The 14,115-nt window shown below is 70.8% G+C and carries 15 protein-coding genes; 7 read left to right on the top strand and 8 right to left on the bottom strand.

All coding sequences use genetic code 11. From position 1 onward, the window contains the following. Positions 1–13: 13 nt before the first annotated feature. A complete protein-coding gene (locus tag A3Q40_RS20280) occupies positions 14–160 on the bottom strand; it encodes a hypothetical protein (protein ID WP_156511664.1) in 147 nt (48 codons plus the stop codon). A 147-nt stretch (positions 161–307) separates the two neighbouring features. Beyond that, positions 308–571, bottom strand: a complete 264-nt coding sequence (locus tag A3Q40_RS13510) for a DUF2530 domain-containing protein (protein WP_371829411.1) — start codon at positions 569–571, stop codon at positions 308–310. A gap of 35 nt (positions 572–606) precedes the next feature. Between A3Q40_RS13510 and A3Q40_RS13505 the strand changes: the two genes are divergently transcribed. Genes A3Q40_RS13505 through A3Q40_RS13495 form a run of 3 tightly spaced genes read left to right on the top strand, consistent with a single transcriptional unit; the run spans position 607 to position 3,842 of the window. Beyond that, positions 607–2,061 (top strand): NCS2 family permease, encoded by a 1,455-nt coding sequence (locus A3Q40_RS13505; protein WP_068102899.1) that lies wholly within the window; start codon positions 607–609, stop codon positions 2,059–2,061. Positions 2,062–2,083: 22 nt separating this feature from the next. Further along, positions 2,084–2,512 carry a MarR family winged helix-turn-helix transcriptional regulator gene (locus A3Q40_RS13500; protein WP_068102897.1) on the top strand — a complete coding sequence of 143 codons (429 nt, stop codon included), beginning with the start codon at positions 2,084–2,086 and terminating at the stop codon, positions 2,510–2,512. Positions 2,513–2,546: 34 nt separating this feature from the next. Next, positions 2,547–3,842, top strand: a complete 1,296-nt coding sequence (locus A3Q40_RS13495; protein ID WP_082834160.1) for an MFS transporter — start codon at positions 2,547–2,549, stop codon at positions 3,840–3,842. Here the strand turns inward: A3Q40_RS13495 and A3Q40_RS13490 are convergent. Continuing rightward, a complete protein-coding gene (locus A3Q40_RS13490; protein WP_068102895.1) occupies positions 3,815–5,029 on the bottom strand; it encodes a GNAT family N-acetyltransferase in 1,215 nt (404 codons plus the stop codon). The genes A3Q40_RS13495 and A3Q40_RS13490 overlap by 28 nt on opposite strands. A 61-nt stretch (positions 5,030–5,090) precedes the next feature. On the opposite strand from A3Q40_RS13490, the gene A3Q40_RS13485 reads away from it, so the two are divergent. Continuing rightward, positions 5,091–5,894: a TrmH family RNA methyltransferase gene (locus A3Q40_RS13485; RefSeq protein WP_068102894.1), complete on the top strand. Its 804-nt coding sequence runs from the start codon at positions 5,091–5,093 to the stop codon at positions 5,892–5,894. A gap of 1 nt (position 5,895) precedes the next feature. Here A3Q40_RS13485 and A3Q40_RS13480 read toward each other — a convergent pair whose 3' ends face one another. From A3Q40_RS13480 to serC, 3 genes are all read right to left on the bottom strand, one after another. Continuing rightward, complete coding sequence (locus A3Q40_RS13480; RefSeq protein ID WP_069972956.1) at positions 5,896–6,633, bottom strand: DUF6928 family protein; 738 nt, start codon at positions 6,631–6,633, stop codon at positions 5,896–5,898. 38 nt (positions 6,634–6,671) lie between these two features. Continuing rightward, positions 6,672–7,568: a septation protein SepH gene (gene sepH, locus A3Q40_RS13475; RefSeq protein ID WP_068106235.1), complete on the bottom strand. Its 897-nt coding sequence runs from the start codon at positions 7,566–7,568 to the stop codon at positions 6,672–6,674. Between the two features lie 89 nt (positions 7,569–7,657). Then, entirely contained in the window at positions 7,658–8,779 is a 1,122-nt protein-coding gene (gene serC, locus A3Q40_RS13470; RefSeq protein WP_068102890.1) for a phosphoserine transaminase, read from the bottom strand. A gap of 217 nt (positions 8,780–8,996) precedes the next feature. Here serC and A3Q40_RS13465 point away from each other — a divergent pair, with 217 nt between their 5' ends. Next, positions 8,997–9,932: a type IV toxin-antitoxin system AbiEi family antitoxin domain-containing protein gene (locus tag A3Q40_RS13465; RefSeq protein ID WP_068102889.1), complete on the top strand. Its 936-nt coding sequence runs from the start codon at positions 8,997–8,999 to the stop codon at positions 9,930–9,932. A 65-nt stretch (positions 9,933–9,997) separates the two neighbouring features. Here the strand turns inward: A3Q40_RS13465 and A3Q40_RS13460 are convergent, their stop codons facing one another. Next, positions 9,998–11,113, bottom strand: coding sequence for a citrate synthase 2 (locus tag A3Q40_RS13460; protein ID WP_068102888.1), 1,116 nt, complete (start codon positions 11,111–11,113; stop codon positions 9,998–10,000). Between the two features lie 137 nt (positions 11,114–11,250). Between A3Q40_RS13460 and pdxH the strand changes: the two genes are divergently transcribed. Both pdxH and A3Q40_RS13450 read left to right on the top strand, forming a co-directional pair. Next, a complete protein-coding gene (gene pdxH, locus A3Q40_RS13455; RefSeq protein WP_068106232.1) occupies positions 11,251–11,868 on the top strand; it encodes a pyridoxamine 5'-phosphate oxidase in 618 nt (205 codons plus the stop codon). Next, positions 11,865–13,130 carry an MFS transporter gene (locus tag A3Q40_RS13450; protein ID WP_068102885.1) on the top strand — a complete coding sequence of 422 codons (1,266 nt, stop codon included), beginning with the start codon at positions 11,865–11,867 and terminating at the stop codon, positions 13,128–13,130. Before pdxH ends, A3Q40_RS13450 begins: the two co-directional genes overlap by 4 nt. Before the next feature lies 1 nt (position 13,131). Here A3Q40_RS13450 and A3Q40_RS13445 read toward each other — a convergent pair whose 3' ends face one another. Next, the gene (locus A3Q40_RS13445; protein ID WP_068106229.1) at positions 13,132–14,046 is read right to left on the bottom strand and encodes an NAD-dependent epimerase/dehydratase family protein; all 915 of its coding nucleotides are present in this window, start codon (positions 14,044–14,046) and stop codon (positions 13,132–13,134) included. Between the last annotated feature and the right edge of the window lie 69 nt (positions 14,047–14,115).

Here is a 14,115-nt window from a genome sequence, read left to right as displayed (position 1 = left end):
GTGACATAGAGCGTCAGCGACGCTGTGCGATGACGAGGAGCTCGTCCCGCATCGAGGGGCTGCCGACGGAATTCGCGCGAGCGTAGAGATCGCGGAGCGCGCGAACGTGGCGGCGGCGGTTGAGGAACGTGTCGATGTACTTCACTTCTGCTGACCTCATGGTTGATTTCGTGTGTGACGGTGCCCGTCCGGTTCCCGAACTGACATAACCATTCTCGATGTTTCCGGCAGGTTACTCAAGGCGCACAGGGGTGAGTTTGCGCACGTCAGAGGGCATTTCGCCGTGCCGCCGATCACATGAGGCCGATCACACCGGCGGGGGAACGAGCCCCTTCTGCGCGGTCCGACGGCCGCGGCGAGCCGCCCGGCGCTGCAGAGCGAACAGCCCGAAACCCAGGGCGCCCAACGCCGTTCCCGCCCACGCGGTGGGCGCGATCGACCACTCGGCGACGGTGGCCGCGACGGCCGCGGCGGCGAAGGCCACGGTGCCCCCGCCGATCACCGGCGCCGGGTCCGTCCACCGGGCGGGCATCGCGGGCGGAGGAGTGAGGCCGTCACCTGGTACCGACACGGCGGCAACGCTACTCGTGGCCTACTCTGCTCTCCATGTCTCGAGCGACCTCCTTCGTCGATTCGTACTTCAAGATCACCGATCGAGGATCGTCGCTCTCGGCGGAGATCCGCGGCGGCGTCGTCACGTTCGTGGCCATGGCGTACATCGTGGTGCTCAATCCGCTGATCCTGGGCAGCTTCTCCGCCGACGACGCCGCGGCGAAGACCGACGTGCTCGGCAACATTCTTCCGGTGCCGCAGGTCGCGGCCGTGACCGCGTTGGTCGCCGGCGTCATGAGCATCCTGTTCGGCGTCGTCGCCAACTATCCCTTCGCCATCGCCGCCGGCCTGGGCATCAACACGTTGCTGGCCGTCACCATCGCGCCGCAGGTGACGTGGCCGGAGGCGATGGGCCTGGTGGTCATCGACGGCATCATCATCGTGATCCTGGCCCTCACCGGGTTCCGCACCGCCGTCTTCGAGGCCATTCCCCGCGAACTCAAAGCGGCCATCGCTGCCGGCATCGGCGCGTTCATCGCCCTCATCGGTCTGGTCGACGCGGGCTTCGTCCGCCGCATTCCCGACGCCGCCGGGACCACCGTGCCGGTGGGGCTCGGTATCGACGGGTCCATCGCGTCGTGGCCGACGGTGACGTTCGTCTTCGGACTGCTGCTCATGGGAATCCTGGTGGCGCGCAGGGTGCGGGGCGGTCTGCTGATCGGCATCGTCGTCACCACCGTCGTCGCCGCGATCGTCGAGGCCGTCACCGACACCGGCGCGTCGGCGGGGGTGAACCCCAAGGGATGGAACCTCAGCGTGCCGCAGCTGCCGGACGTGGTGATCGATCTGCCGGATCTGTCGCTGGTGGGCGACGTCGACCTGCTCGGCGCGTTCACGCGCATCGGGGTGCTGGCCGCCAGCCTGCTGGTGTTCACGCTGGTGCTCGCCAACTTTTTCGACGCCATGGGGACGATGACCGGACTCGGCAAGGAAGCGGGGCTGACCGACAAGGACGGCACGCTGCCGGGCGTCGGCAAGGCCCTCGTCGTCGAGGGTGTCGGCGCCGTCGCGGGCGGCGCGGGATCGGCGTCGTCGAACACGGTCTTCGTCGAGTCGGCGTCGGGCATCGCGGAGGGGGCGCGCACGGGACTGGCCAACGTGGTCACCGGCGTGCTCTTCCTGGCGGCGATGTTCCTCACCCCGCTCTACTCGGTGGTGCCGATCGAGGCGGCCGCGCCCGCGCTGGTCGTGGTGGGCGCGCTGATGATCGGCCAGGTCGCCGACATCGACTTCTCGAAGTTCCACATCGCGCTGCCCGCGTTCCTCACGATCGTCGTCATGCCGTTCACGTACTCCATCGCCAACGGCATCGGCGTCGGCTTCGTCACCTGGGTGGTGCTGGCGATCGGGCGCGGGAAGATCCGCTCGGTGCACCCGCTGATGGCGATCGTCGCCGTCCTGTTCGCGCTGTACTTCGCCGTCGGCCCGATCCGTGACGCCCTGGCCTGAGTCGTCCCGCTATTCTGTTGCGATGCCTCAGGAACTGCGCCAACTGGCCGGCGACCTCTCCCTGGCCGTGGTGCGCCTGACGCGTCACCTGCGGGGCCGTCGCACCAGCCAGGTGACCCTGACGCAGCTGTCCGCGCTCGCCACGCTCGCGCGAGAAGGGGCGATGACGCCCGGCACGCTCGCGGCGAAAGAACGGGTGCAGCCGCCGTCGATGACGCGGGTGGTGGCCTCGCTCGGGGAGCTGGGGCTGGTCGACCGCATTCCGCATCCCACCGATGGGCGGCAGATCATCGTGTCCTTGTCCGATGCCGGTCGGCAGGTCATCGAGGACGAGGTCAACGCGCGCGAGGCGTGGCTCACCGAGCAACTGCGCGGACTCGACGCCGAGCAGCTCGCGGCGGTGCGACGGACGGTCGACATCATGTCGGCCATCGTCAACGAGTCGGAGTAATATTTAGGGAGTGCAACGATCTCCTCGACTCCGGCTGTGGCGGGGATCGTCGGGGGCCACAGACCGCCCGTCGCTCTTCGACGCGTTGCACACCCGGAACTACCGCCTCTGGGCCTCGGGGCAGATCGTCTCGCTCATCGGGACATGGATGCAGCGCATCGCCCAGGACTGGTTGGTCCTGACGCTGTCCGACGGCAACGCCGTCGCCGTCGGCATCGTGATGGCCCTGCAGTTCGGCCCCACCCTGGTGCTCTCCGTGTGGGGCGGCGTGCTGGCCGACCGCTACGACAAGCGTCGGCTGCTCATGGGCACCCAGGCCGCCGCCGCCGTGTTCGGTCTGGTGCTGGGCCTGCTCGACGTCGGCGGCGTCGTCGAACTCTGGCACGTCTACGTGCTGGCCCTGCTGCTCGGATGCTCGTCCGCCGTCGACGCCCCGGTGCGGCAGTCGTTCACCATCGAGATGGTCGGACCGGACCGACTGCCGAACGCCATCGGTCTGAACTCGATGACGTTCAATCTCGCCCGCATAGTCGGTCCCGCCATCGCCGGCGTCGCCATCACCGCCGTCGGCACCGGGTGGGTCTTCCTGGCCAACGCGGTGTCCTTCGCTGCCGTCTTCGCCGGTCTGGCGGCGATGCGGACCGACGAACTCTTCCGCGTCGACCGCGCGCCCCGACAGTCCGGGCAGGTGCGCGAGGGGTTCCGCTACGTCGCGAGCCGGCGCGATCTCTGTGTGGTGCTCGCGACCGTGTCCGTCGTGTCGACCTTCGGCATCAACTTTCCGCTCGCGCTGTCGGTGATCACGCGCAACACCTTCGGCCGCGACGCCGACGCCTACGGGCTGCTCTCGACGGTGCTCGCCGTCGGCACGCTCATCGGCGCCACCCTCGCCGCCCGGCGACGCGGCACGCCCGGGCTCCGCCTCTTCGTCGCCTCGGCCATCGTGTTCGGGATCTTCGAGACGGCGGCGGGGTTGGCTCCCGCGTTCTGGGCGGTGGCGGCCCTGCTGATTCCGGCCGGGTTGGTCCAGCTGACGTTCTCCACCGTGGCCATGAACATTCTGCAGGCCACCGTCCCGTCGGACATGCGGGGGCGGGTCATGGGCATCTACATGCTGTGCTTCCTCGGCGGCACCCCGATCGGCAGTCCCATCCTCGGTTGGGCCGCGGACGTCCTCGACCCGCGCGCACCGCTGGTCCTCGGCGGCATCGTCTCTGTCGTCGCCGGAACCGTGGCGGCCGTCGTCGTCACCCGCGGGGCGCGCGCGACGTCAGCGGACTCGGCTGGAGTGGCCGTACCGGATCAGAAGAACCAGCCGATCTCGGGCTGACGGGGCGTGCCGAACGTCAGGTCGAACTCGTGCAGTGCCCGCTCGCTGGTGGCCTGCACTCGGTTCGCGGCGGCGAACTGCCGCGCGCGATGCGCCCCGAGGTAGAGGCTGCCCAGGACCGACGAGGACACGGTGATGTCCGGTTCACGGTCGGTCCGCACCACGTCGGCGTGACCGTCGCGCACGACCATTCGGAACACCCCACCCGCGTTGAGGAACGGATCCTCCACCGCCACGGTGAGATCGGTGTCCACCGCGTACGTCCGCGCGGACAGGGCCGCCGGCACGTCCATGAGGCGCACCCAGAGGCCGTCCTTCACCGACTGGACCTGCGGCACCCGCCGATCGGTGAGCAGGGTCAGCAGCGGATCGCCGACCGGCAGGGTCACCTCGAACGTTTCCACCAGGTCGATGCCGCACAGCACCTGCCACAGCGCCGACCGGGCCTCGTCGGTCACGGCCCGGAAGTCGACGATGCGCGCGTCCTGCGCTCCCGCCGTCCCCACCCGGTACCCGCGCCGGAACGCCACGTAGCCGTCGGGATGGACCACGAAGAACAGTTTGGAGAAGCCGCCGCGGGCGTTCTTCCGGTCCGCGAAGAAGCGCTGCCACCGGGTCTGCGGCATCGGCTGGGCGCCCGGGGTGCGCTGCTGCCACCGGCGGTGGATGTCCGGGAGCAGCTCGCGGGCCTGCTCGCTGGTCACCAGACGCGCGCCGACGGGCGGGGGGAGGTCCGGGCGGAACGCGGCGAATCGGCGGTCGATCGAGTACGTGACCCCCTGCGTCGCCGGGCCGTATCCGAACCGCTCGTAGATGGTGGCCTCGCTCGCGGTGAGCACCGACAGCGGCTTGCCGGCCTCCTCGAACCGCTCGTGCTGCGCGGTGAACATCCGGCGCAGGATGCCGCGACGACGGTGCGTGGGCGCGACCGAGACCCAGGACACGCCCGTCGCGGGCAGCGTGGTGCCGCCCGGAACCGTGACGTCCATGGGGAAGTGCATCGTGACGCCCACCGGCAGATCGCCGTCGCAGGCGAGGAAGATCTCCGACGACGCGGTGAGGAGCTTGGTCTCCGCCATGTCCTCGCTGTTCTGGTGCTCGCCGAAGGCGTGCGCATCGAGCAGCGCGATGGCGTCCCAGTCGTCCTCGGTGGCCAGGCGGAGGGTGATCGTGTCGTCGGTAGTCATCGAGACGGAACACTATCGGGCGCGTGCGTCGGGTGGATCGTCCGGTGGGAGAATCACCTGCGTGGTCCACGTCGTCGACATCACCTCGCCCGCCGATCCCCGCCTCGACGACTTCCGGGATCTCAACTCCTCGGACCGCCGGCCGGATCTGCCCGGCGGCAAGGGCCTGGTCATCGCCGAGGGGGTGCTGGTGGTGCAGCGACTCCTCGCGTCCCGCTTCGAGCCGATCTCGCTGCTGGGGGTGGACCGGCGGCTGACCGAGTTGGCGGAGGACCTCGACGGGGTCGACGTGCCGTTCTACCGGACCACCGCCGAGATCATGGCCGAGGCCGTCGGCTTCCACTTGAATCGGGGCGTGCTCGCCGCGGCGCACCGCCCGCCGCCGCTGGAGCTGGCCGCCGTGCTCGACGGGGCGCGGACGGTCGCCGTGCTCGAGGGAGTCAACGACCACGAGAACCTCGGGTCGATGTTCCGGAACGCCGCGGGTCTCGGCGCCGACGCCGTCCTGTTCGGAGGTGCGACGGCTGATCCGTTGTATCGCAGGTCCGTTCGCGTGTCGATGGGCCACGTGCTGCGGGTGCCGTTCGCCACCGTGCCGGACTGGCCGCGCGGTCTGGGGCAGGTGCGTGACGCCGGATTCCAGTTGATCTCGTTGACGCCGAACCCGGAGGCCGTGCCGCTGGCGGAGGCGATGACGGGCGAGAAGGTGGCACTCCTCCTCGGCGCGGAGGGACCCGGCCTGACCGAACATGCCATGCGCGCCACGGACATTCGAGCCCGCATTCCCATGGCGCCGGGAACCGATTCGCTCAACGTCGCGACCGCCGCGGCGATGGCGTTCTACGAGCGCGTGCGGACGGGGTAGGTCAGCCCACCAGCCGTCGGAACAGCCCGCGCTTGCGGGGCTGGTCGTCCGTGGTCGACTGCGTCCCCGACGACGCGGGCGCCGAGTTCGGTGCGGGCCGCGCGGCCGGATCACGCATCACGAAGTCGCACAACAGAACCGACGTCGGATCGACGTCGCCGTCCTGCGCGCCACCGATCATGCGGACGCCGAGCCACTGCGCGCCCGCCGCATCGGCGAACTCCTGCGGGTGGAACGGCAGCGCCTGCGGATCCGGGTAGTCGCCGTCGAAGCGCAGCGGGTGCTCGCCGGACCAGAACGGACGCTCCCATGGCTGCGGCAGGCCCTCGTCCTCGAAGATGTACGTCGGGCCCGCGCTGAACGACCGGCGCAGCGTGCCGTCGGTCCATTGCGCGAACGCACCCCAGGCGTGCTCGCGCTCGGAGGCCACCAGGTACACCGTGCGGGCGGGGGAGAGCGTGCGCCACGTCTCGGACACCGTCGACGGGCGCACCGCGGCGGGTTCCGCCGCGCACACCACGGTCACTCCCGGAAAGCACCCGACCAGGACCCGATCCGGCTCGGACGCCACCCCGAACGCCGTGAGCGGCGCCATGCCGACCAGGTCCGGTTCGAGGCCGGGATGCAGGCGTCGCGCGACGGCCGCCGCGGCGTCGTGACTCGACCGGACTCCCGGCCGCAGGATCGCACTCGGATCCACCGCATCGACGAACCACAACGCTGCTGTACCCACCCCCACCGGGCGCCCCTTCCTCGTCGTCCGGATGTCTCGGCGCGTCAGCGACCGTTGCTGCGGACTCCCAGCAACACATCTTCCCACGACGGCATCGACGGCTTGCCCCGTTTGTCCTTCGCTGCAGGGTGCGCGGGTGCGGGCTTGGGGCGAGGATCGCGGTCGGATGCGTCCTCGGCGGAGTCGTCCGCCGTCTCCGCGCCGGCGGACGCGTCCTCGCTCGGGGAGGGGGCCGCCGCGGCGTCCAGGACGGCCGCGTCCTCCCGGTCGCTGTCGGAATCGACGCCGTAGTAGTCGTCCAGGGTCTGCTGCGAGGGCGCATCCTGCACGGCCGCGACCGGCGCCAGGCCGCGCAACTGCCGACCGAAATCGGGGTCGACGAGCTCGGAGGCGGCGTCGTCGAGCGGGGTGACGCTTCCGCCGTGCGCGTCGGGCTGGAACCGCCAGTGCGCGGTGTTGGTGTGACGCCCCGCGGGCCAGGTCAGTTGCGCGATCCAGTGTCCGTCCTCGTCCCGCCAGGCGTCCCACTCGGCGGACTCCATGGTGTGGCCGCGGCCCCGGAAGGCCTGCGTCACGATCTCGAGGAGGGTCATCACCGCCGGGCCGTCGGGGCGCACCGGATGGCCCTGCTGCGCCAGTTCGGCTGCACGGGACCGTTCGAGCAGCACGGGGTGCGCGTAGCGCTCGATCTTCGAGGCCGGCATGCCGGATTCCTTGGCCACCTGCTCGATGGAGGCGCCGGATCGGATACGCGCCTGGATCTCGCGCGGTCGCATGAGAGAGTCCATCTCGATCTCGATCTGTCCGAGTCGCGCGGCGTCACCGCGAGCGGCGGCACGCAACTTCTCGTCGGCCGGGAGACGGAACTTCTCGCCGGAGGAATCGGCGCACACGATGAACTTGCCGTCGGACGCCAGGCCGATCACGTGGATCTCTCGCACGATCACTCCTTCGGCTCGGGCCCTCGCACTGCACCTCCCCCCGACTGTAATGCACCTCGATGCATCCGCCGGGGGGACACGCAGACCCGTCAGGACAGGTGGGAGACCACGTGATCGATGCAGGCCGTCAGGGCGCTGACGTCGTCCGGCTCCACCGCCGGGAACATGCCCACGCGCAGCTGGTTGCGGCCCAGCTTGCGGTACGGCTCGGTGTCGACGATGCCGTTGGCGCGCAACGTCTTCGCGACGGCGGCGGCGTCGACCTTCTCGTCGAAGTCGATGGTGCCGACCACCTGCGAGCGGTGCGCCGGGTCGGTGACGAACGGCGTTGCGTACTCCGACTTCTCCGCCCAGTCGTACAGGCGCGACGACGAATCCGCGGTGCGCTGCACGGCCCAGTCCAGGCCGCCCTTGCCGTTAAGCCACTCGATCTGGTCGGCGAACAGCAGCAGGGTCGCGACCGCGGGGGTGTTGTACGTCTGGTTCTTGGTGCTGTTGTCGATCGCGATGGGCAGCGACAGGAAGTCCGGCACCCAGCGCTTGCTCGCGGCGATCTCCTCGACGCGCTGCAGCGCGGCCGGGCTCATCAGCGCGACCCACAGACCGCCGTCGGCGGCGAAGTTCTTCTGCGGCGCGAAGTAGTAGACGTCCGAGTCCGCGACGTTCACGGGCAGACCGCCCGCACCCGACGTCGCGTCGATCGCGATCAGCGCGTTCTCCGACCCGGCCGGACGCGAGACCGGAATGGCCACACCCGTCGACGTCTCGTTGTGGGCCCAGCCGATGAGGTCCACCGACGGGTCCGACGTCGGCTCGGGCGCGCTGCCCGGCTCCGCGGTCACCACGATCGGGTCCCCGACGAACGGGTTGGCCTTCGCCACCGACGCGAACTTGCTGCTGAACTCACCGTTGCTCAGATGCAGCGACTTCTCGCGGATCAGGCCGAACGCGGCCGCATCCCAGAACGCCGTCGTGCCGCCGTTGCCCAGCACCACCTCGTACCCGTCGGGCAGGGCGAACAGCTCGCGCAAGCCGTCCCGCACGCGTCCCACCACGTCCTTGACCGGCTTCTGGCGGTGGCTGGTGCCGAACACCGACGCCCCCGCGTCCACCAGGGACTGCAACTGCTCCGGACGAACCTTCGACGGGCCGCACCCGAAGCGTCCGTCGCCGGGCTTGAGGTCGGCAGGAATGGTCAGGTTGTCGGCCATGTGTCGATGAGTCCTTATGGTCGTGGCGGTACCGGCGCCCTCAGGGTAGTCGGTGCAGGTCCCGCGCCCCGGTGCGGTCCGCCCCGGGTCGGGTGAACGGCACCCCTGTTTCGTTCCGGCGCCTCCGATCGGGTTCGCCGGTCCACAACCGGGGAGCCGTTCCACAGGTCGGTTCGGGCGAGCCCGCCGTACGACCGCGGCGGCTCAGGCTGAGTACATGGGAACACGGGACGGCGAGCTGTGGACGCGCCGGGAACTATTGGCGCTGGGGACCACCGACGACGGCATCAGGCGCGCGGTTGGCGACGGCACCCTGGTCCGCCTTCGGCCCGGTGTCTACGCGGACGCCGCTCGTCGGGAGGGGATGTCTCCGGAGCAGAGGCACCTCGACGACATCCGGGCCGCCGTGACGGGCGATCGCTCGGTGGTCAGTCATCAGTCGGCGGCGGTCGTGCACCGTCTCGGTCTGTGGAATCCCGACCTCACGCTGGTGCACACGACCGTCGACCGTCCGCGCGGAGGCAAGCGCACCACGCGCCGGCACCTGCATGCTGCGTCTCTGCCCGGCGACCACGTGACGACGGTCGACGGCCTCCCGGTCACGACCGTCGCACGCACCGTGGCGGATCTCGGTCGGACCCTGTCGTTCGAAGCGGCCGTCTGCGTCGGCGACTCCGCAGTGCGATCGGGCGCGGTGACGGCTGCCGAGGTGCACGACGCGGTGGCGGTCGGCTCTCGCGCGGGGCGGCGGGCGGCGACTCGGGTCGTGACGTTCCTCGACGGACTGAGCGGCAGCGTCGGTGAGTCGCGCAGTCGAGTCATGCTGCATGCGATGGGGTTCCCGCCACCACGGCTGCAGGTGGCGCTGTACGACGAGTCGGGCCGCTTCCTCGCACGACCGGACTTCCTCTGGGACGTGGGCGTCATCGGGGAGTTCGACGGTTTCGTGAAGTACTCGGAGCTGGTACCGACGGGGAGTACGCCGAGGCGGGTGCTGTTCGAGGAGAAGCGCCGGGAAGACCTCCTCCGCTCTCACGGCTGGGTGGTCGTCCGCTGGGTGTGGGCGGATCTGGCGGCGCCGCACGCCCTGGCCGAGCGTATCCGTCGTGCTTTCGAGCTCGCGGCCGCGTTGCCGGACCCTCGGACTTGGTGAACGGCGCCCCGATTCCGATCGGGCGCCCCCGATCCGGGGCGCCGCACCACAACCGGGGAGCCGCCCTACGCGATGGTGGCCCACCCCTCCACGGACTCGGGGGAGCGGGGCTCGGGGCCGGTGTAGACGGCGGCGGGCCGCACCAACCGCCCCAGCCGCTTCTGCTCGAGGATGTGCGCGCACCAGCCGGCGGTCCGGCCGCAGGTGAACATGGCGGGCATCATGTGCGCCGGCACCTCGGCGAAGTCGAGGATCACCGCCGCCCAGAACTCGACGTTGGTCTCGATGGCGCGGTCCGGGCGCCGCTCGCGCAGCTCGGCGAGGGCAGCTTGCTCCAGCGCCGCGGCCACCTCGAAGCGCGGAGCGTTCAGTCGCTGGGCCGTGGCGCGCAGGACGCGGGCGCGGGGGTCCTCGGCCCGGTAGACCCGGTGCCCGAAGCCCATGAGCTTCTCCTTGCGGTCGAGGATGCCCTTGACCAGCCCGCGGGGGTCGTCGGTGCGCTCGACCTCCTCGATCATCGGCAGCACGCGGGCCGGCGCACCGCCGTGCAGCGGTCCGGACATGGCGCCGATGGCTCCGGAAAGCGACGCGGCGACGTCGGCGCCCGTCGAGGCGATCACGCGCGCGGTGAAGGTGGATGCGTTGAGGCCGTGCTCGGCGGCGGAGACCCAGTAGGCGTCGACGGCTTCGGTGTGGGCGGGGTCCGGGTCGCCTTTCCATCGGGTCATGAACCGTTCGGTGACGGTGGCGCACTGGTCGATCCGCGACTGGGGAACGGCGGGTTGGTAGATGCCGCGGGCGGACTGCGCGACGTAGGACAGGGCCATGACGGAGGCGCGGGCGAGGTTCTCGCGGGCGGTGTCGTCGTCGATGTCGAGCAGCGGCTGGTACCCCCAGATGGGGGCCAGCATCGCGAGTCCCGCCTGGACGTCGACGCGGACGTCGCCGGTGTGGATGGGCAGCGGGAACGGCTCGGCGGGCGGCAGTCCGGGGCCGAAGCGGCCGTCGACCAGCAGCGCCCACACGTTGCCGAACGTCACGCCGCGGGCCACGAGGTCCTCGATGTCGACGCCGCGGTAGCGCAGTGCGCCGCCGTCCTTGTCGGGCTCGGCGATGTCGGTGGTGAAGGCGACGACGCCTTCGAGACCGGGGGAGAAGTTCTCGGGCAACGTCGGTGCCATCGCAAGACCTCGATTCGTGCGTGGGGCCGGCGGACAGGCCCGATGAATCGCACCCTAGTGCTGCGCTTCGCGTGTCGGACGCCGGGAGTACCTTCCGACGAGTGAACGACGAATCCCAGCGCGTCGACCTCGCCGACATGCGGGTCGCCTACGGCGGCGACGCCGATGTCACCGAGGCGGATCTGGCCGGCGGGTGGCTCGCGCTCGCGCGATCGTGGCTGCAGCAGGCGATCGACGCGCGGCTGCCGGAGCCGAACGCGATCGTGCTCGGCACGGTGGACGGGGAGGGGCGGCCCGCCACGCGGACGGTGCTGTGCAAGGAGATGCGTGACGACGGCATCGTCTTCTACACCAACCACACCTCGGAGAAGGGTGGTCACCTCGCGGGTCGTCCCGTCGCGTCGGCGACGTTCCCGTGGATCGGGATCCAGCGGCAGGTCACCGTGCGCGGCCCGGTGACGCGGGTGTCGGAGCAGGAGACGGCGGCGTACTGGGCGACCCGCCCGCGGGGGTCGCAGCTGGGGGCGTGGGCGTCGGAGCAGTCGCGGCCCATCGCCTCACGGGCAGAGCTGGAACGGCAACTCGCCGAGGTGACGCGACGGTTCGAGGGCGGCGAGGTCCCGGTGCCGCCGCACTGGGGCGGCTACCTGATCGCGGCCGAGACGGTGGAGTTCTGGCAAGGACGGAACAACAGGCTGCACAACCGGTTGCGGATCACGCCCCGAGACGGCGCCGTGGTCCGCCTCCAGCCGTGAGTCGCGTTCTCGCCGACACCACTCCACTGAGGAACCGGGACTTCCGGCGGCTGTGGGCGTCCGGCGTGGTCACCGTCATCGGGGCACAGTTGTCGGTGGTCGCGGTGCCGCAGCAGATCTTCCGGATCACCTCCAGCTCGGCATACGTGGGGCTGGCGGGCGCGTTCGCGTTGGTGCCGCTGATCGTCTTCGGTCTGTGGGGCGGCGCGCTCGCCGACGTGATGGACCGCCGCACGCTCCTCGCCATCACCACGATCGGCGTCGGCACCACCTCGTTCCTGCTCTGGTTGCAGGCGCATCTGGGGACGAACAACGTCTGGGTCGTCCTGATCCTCCTCGGCGTCCAACAGGGATTCTTCGCGGTCAACCAGCCCACGCGCAGTGCGATCATCCCGCGCCTGATCGACGCGAAGGATCTGCCCGCCGCGAACTCGTTGAACATGACCGTGTTCAACTTCGGCGCGATCGCGGGTCCGATGCTGGCGGGTGCACTCATCCCCGCGTTCGGCCTGCCGACGTTGTACCTGATCGACACCGTCGCCCTGGCGGTGACGCTGTGGGCGGTCCTGCGGCTGCCGCCGATTCCGCCCACCGGCGACGTCCGCCGCGCGGGTCTGCGCGAGGTGATCGCGGGCTTCGCGTATCTGGCCACCCAGAAGGTGCTGCTGGCGTCGTTCGTCGTCGACATCGTCGCGATGGTCTTCGGTATGCCGCGGGCGTTGTTCCCGGAGGTGGCCACCGAGACGTTCGGGGATCCCGCGGAAGGTGGTCTGGTGCTCGGCCTGCTGTTCGCGTCGCTGTCGGCGGGTGCGGTGCTGGGCGGCGTGTTCTCGGGCTGGCTCCCGCGAGTACGACGCCAGGGGGTCGCTGTGATCGCCTGCATCGTCGTGTGGGGCGTCGCGATGATCGGGTTCGGTGTGTCGATCGCGTTGGCCACGGTCGGCGAGCGGGGCTGGGCGCTGTACGCGGCGCTGGGATTCCTCGCCCTCGGCGGCGGCGCGGACATGATCTCCGCGGCCTTCCGCAGCTCGATGCTCCAGTCCGTGGCCACCGACGACATGCGCGGTCGGCTCCAGGGCGTCTTCATCGTGGTGGTCGCCGGCGGGCCTCGGGTGGGCGACGTCCTGCACGGCGCGGCCGCGTTCCTGGTGGGGACGGCGGCCGCGGCGGCGGGCGGCGGCGTGCTGGTGATCGTGGGCGTGACGGTGGCGGCGTTCGCCATCCCGGCGTTCGTGAAGTACCGGGTGGGTGCCGCGGCCTGACTCACAGGCCCGTCCGGCGGCACACCTCCTTCCACGGCGTCGGCGCGAGGCCGAGCTCCTCCTGCGACCGGGTCGAGTCGATCTCGTAGTGCCGCGTGCGCTGGTAGGACAGCTCGTTCAGCTCGCGCATCATCGGGACGACGAGCCCACCGGCCCGCGTGACGACGCGCGGAATCACGCGCACCGGCACCGGCGGGATCCCGGCCGTATCGAGAACGTCGCCGATCGCGCGTCGCAGCGTCACGGGCGGGTTGGTGGGCGCGTGCCACACCTGTCCCCAGGTCGACGGGTCGTCGACGACGGCGACCAGGGCGCGGGCCTCGTCGAGGACGTCGGTGAAGGAGTGCGGAACGTCGGCGGCGTCGATCACCCATGCCGTCCGGCCGGCGCGGGCGGCGGGCAGGACGCGGGTCACGTGGCCGTTGGCGCCGACGCCGGTGCCGATGTAGTCGGACGCGCGTACCTCGACGGCGCGCAGGGTGCCGGCCCGGTGCGCGTCGGCAAGCTCGGCCCACATCTGCGCGCGCAGAACGCCTTTGGCGTCGGTGGCGGCATCGGGCATGCCTTCGCGCATGACGCCGCCGGGCACCGGCCCGTAGGGGTAGAGGCACCCGGTGACGGCGAGGACGGCGCCGGTGCGTTCGGCGACCGTCCGCAGCGACCGGGCGATCGGTGGCCACACCGCGCGCCACTGCGTGTAGTCGGCGGGGTTGACGCAGTTGTACAGGGCGACGGCGCTCTCGGTGAGGGCGGTGAGGCCGTCGGTGTCGGCGGCGTCGAGGGCCGCGGCGGTGGCGCCGGGGACGCCGACTCCGCGGCGGCTGACGAGGACCACCTCGGATCCGCGCGCGACGAGCAGGCGGGCGAGGTGGGTGCCGACGGGACCGGCCCCGACGACGACGTGACGATCGGACATGGTGAGCTCCTGTTCGGAAAGGGAGAGCACTGCTCTCGGCACCAGAATGAGAGCACTGCTCTCGAGTGT

The sequence above is a fragment of the Rhodococcus sp. PBTS 1 genome (assembly GCF_001620025.1).
GTDB classification, from domain to species: domain Bacteria; phylum Actinomycetota; class Actinomycetes; order Mycobacteriales; family Mycobacteriaceae; genus Rhodococcoides; species Rhodococcoides kroppenstedtii.
The sequence above is the reverse complement of the archived record's forward strand: the minus strand, read 5'-3'. Positions and strand labels throughout refer to the sequence as shown.

What these genes read in the sequence shown, in the direction of transcription:
- A3Q40_RS20280 (WP_156511664.1), bottom strand. Translation starts at nt 160, where the DNA reads ATGAGGTCAGCAGAAGTGAAGTACATCGACACGTTCCTCAACCGCCGC.
- A3Q40_RS13505 (WP_068102899.1), top strand. Translation starts at nt 607, where the DNA reads ATGTCTCGAGCGACCTCCTTCGTCGATTCGTACTTCAAGATCACCGAT.
- A3Q40_RS13500 (WP_068102897.1), top strand. Translation starts at nt 2,084, where the DNA reads ATGCCTCAGGAACTGCGCCAACTGGCCGGCGACCTCTCCCTGGCCGTG.
- A3Q40_RS13490 (WP_068102895.1), bottom strand. Translation starts at nt 5,029, where the DNA reads ATGACTACCGACGACACGATCACCCTCCGCCTGGCCACCGAGGACGAC.
- serC (WP_068102890.1), bottom strand. Translation starts at nt 8,779, where the DNA reads ATGGCCGACAACCTGACCATTCCTGCCGACCTCAAGCCCGGCGACGGA.
- A3Q40_RS13465 (WP_068102889.1), top strand. Translation starts at nt 8,997, where the DNA reads ATGGGAACACGGGACGGCGAGCTGTGGACGCGCCGGGAACTATTGGCG.
- A3Q40_RS13460 (WP_068102888.1), bottom strand. Translation starts at nt 11,113, where the DNA reads ATGGCACCGACGTTGCCCGAGAACTTCTCCCCCGGTCTCGAAGGCGTC.
- pdxH (WP_068106232.1), top strand. Translation starts at nt 11,251, where the DNA reads ATGCGGGTCGCCTACGGCGGCGACGCCGATGTCACCGAGGCGGATCTG.
- A3Q40_RS13445 (WP_068106229.1), bottom strand. Translation starts at nt 14,046, where the DNA reads ATGTCCGATCGTCACGTCGTCGTCGGGGCCGGTCCCGTCGGCACCCAC.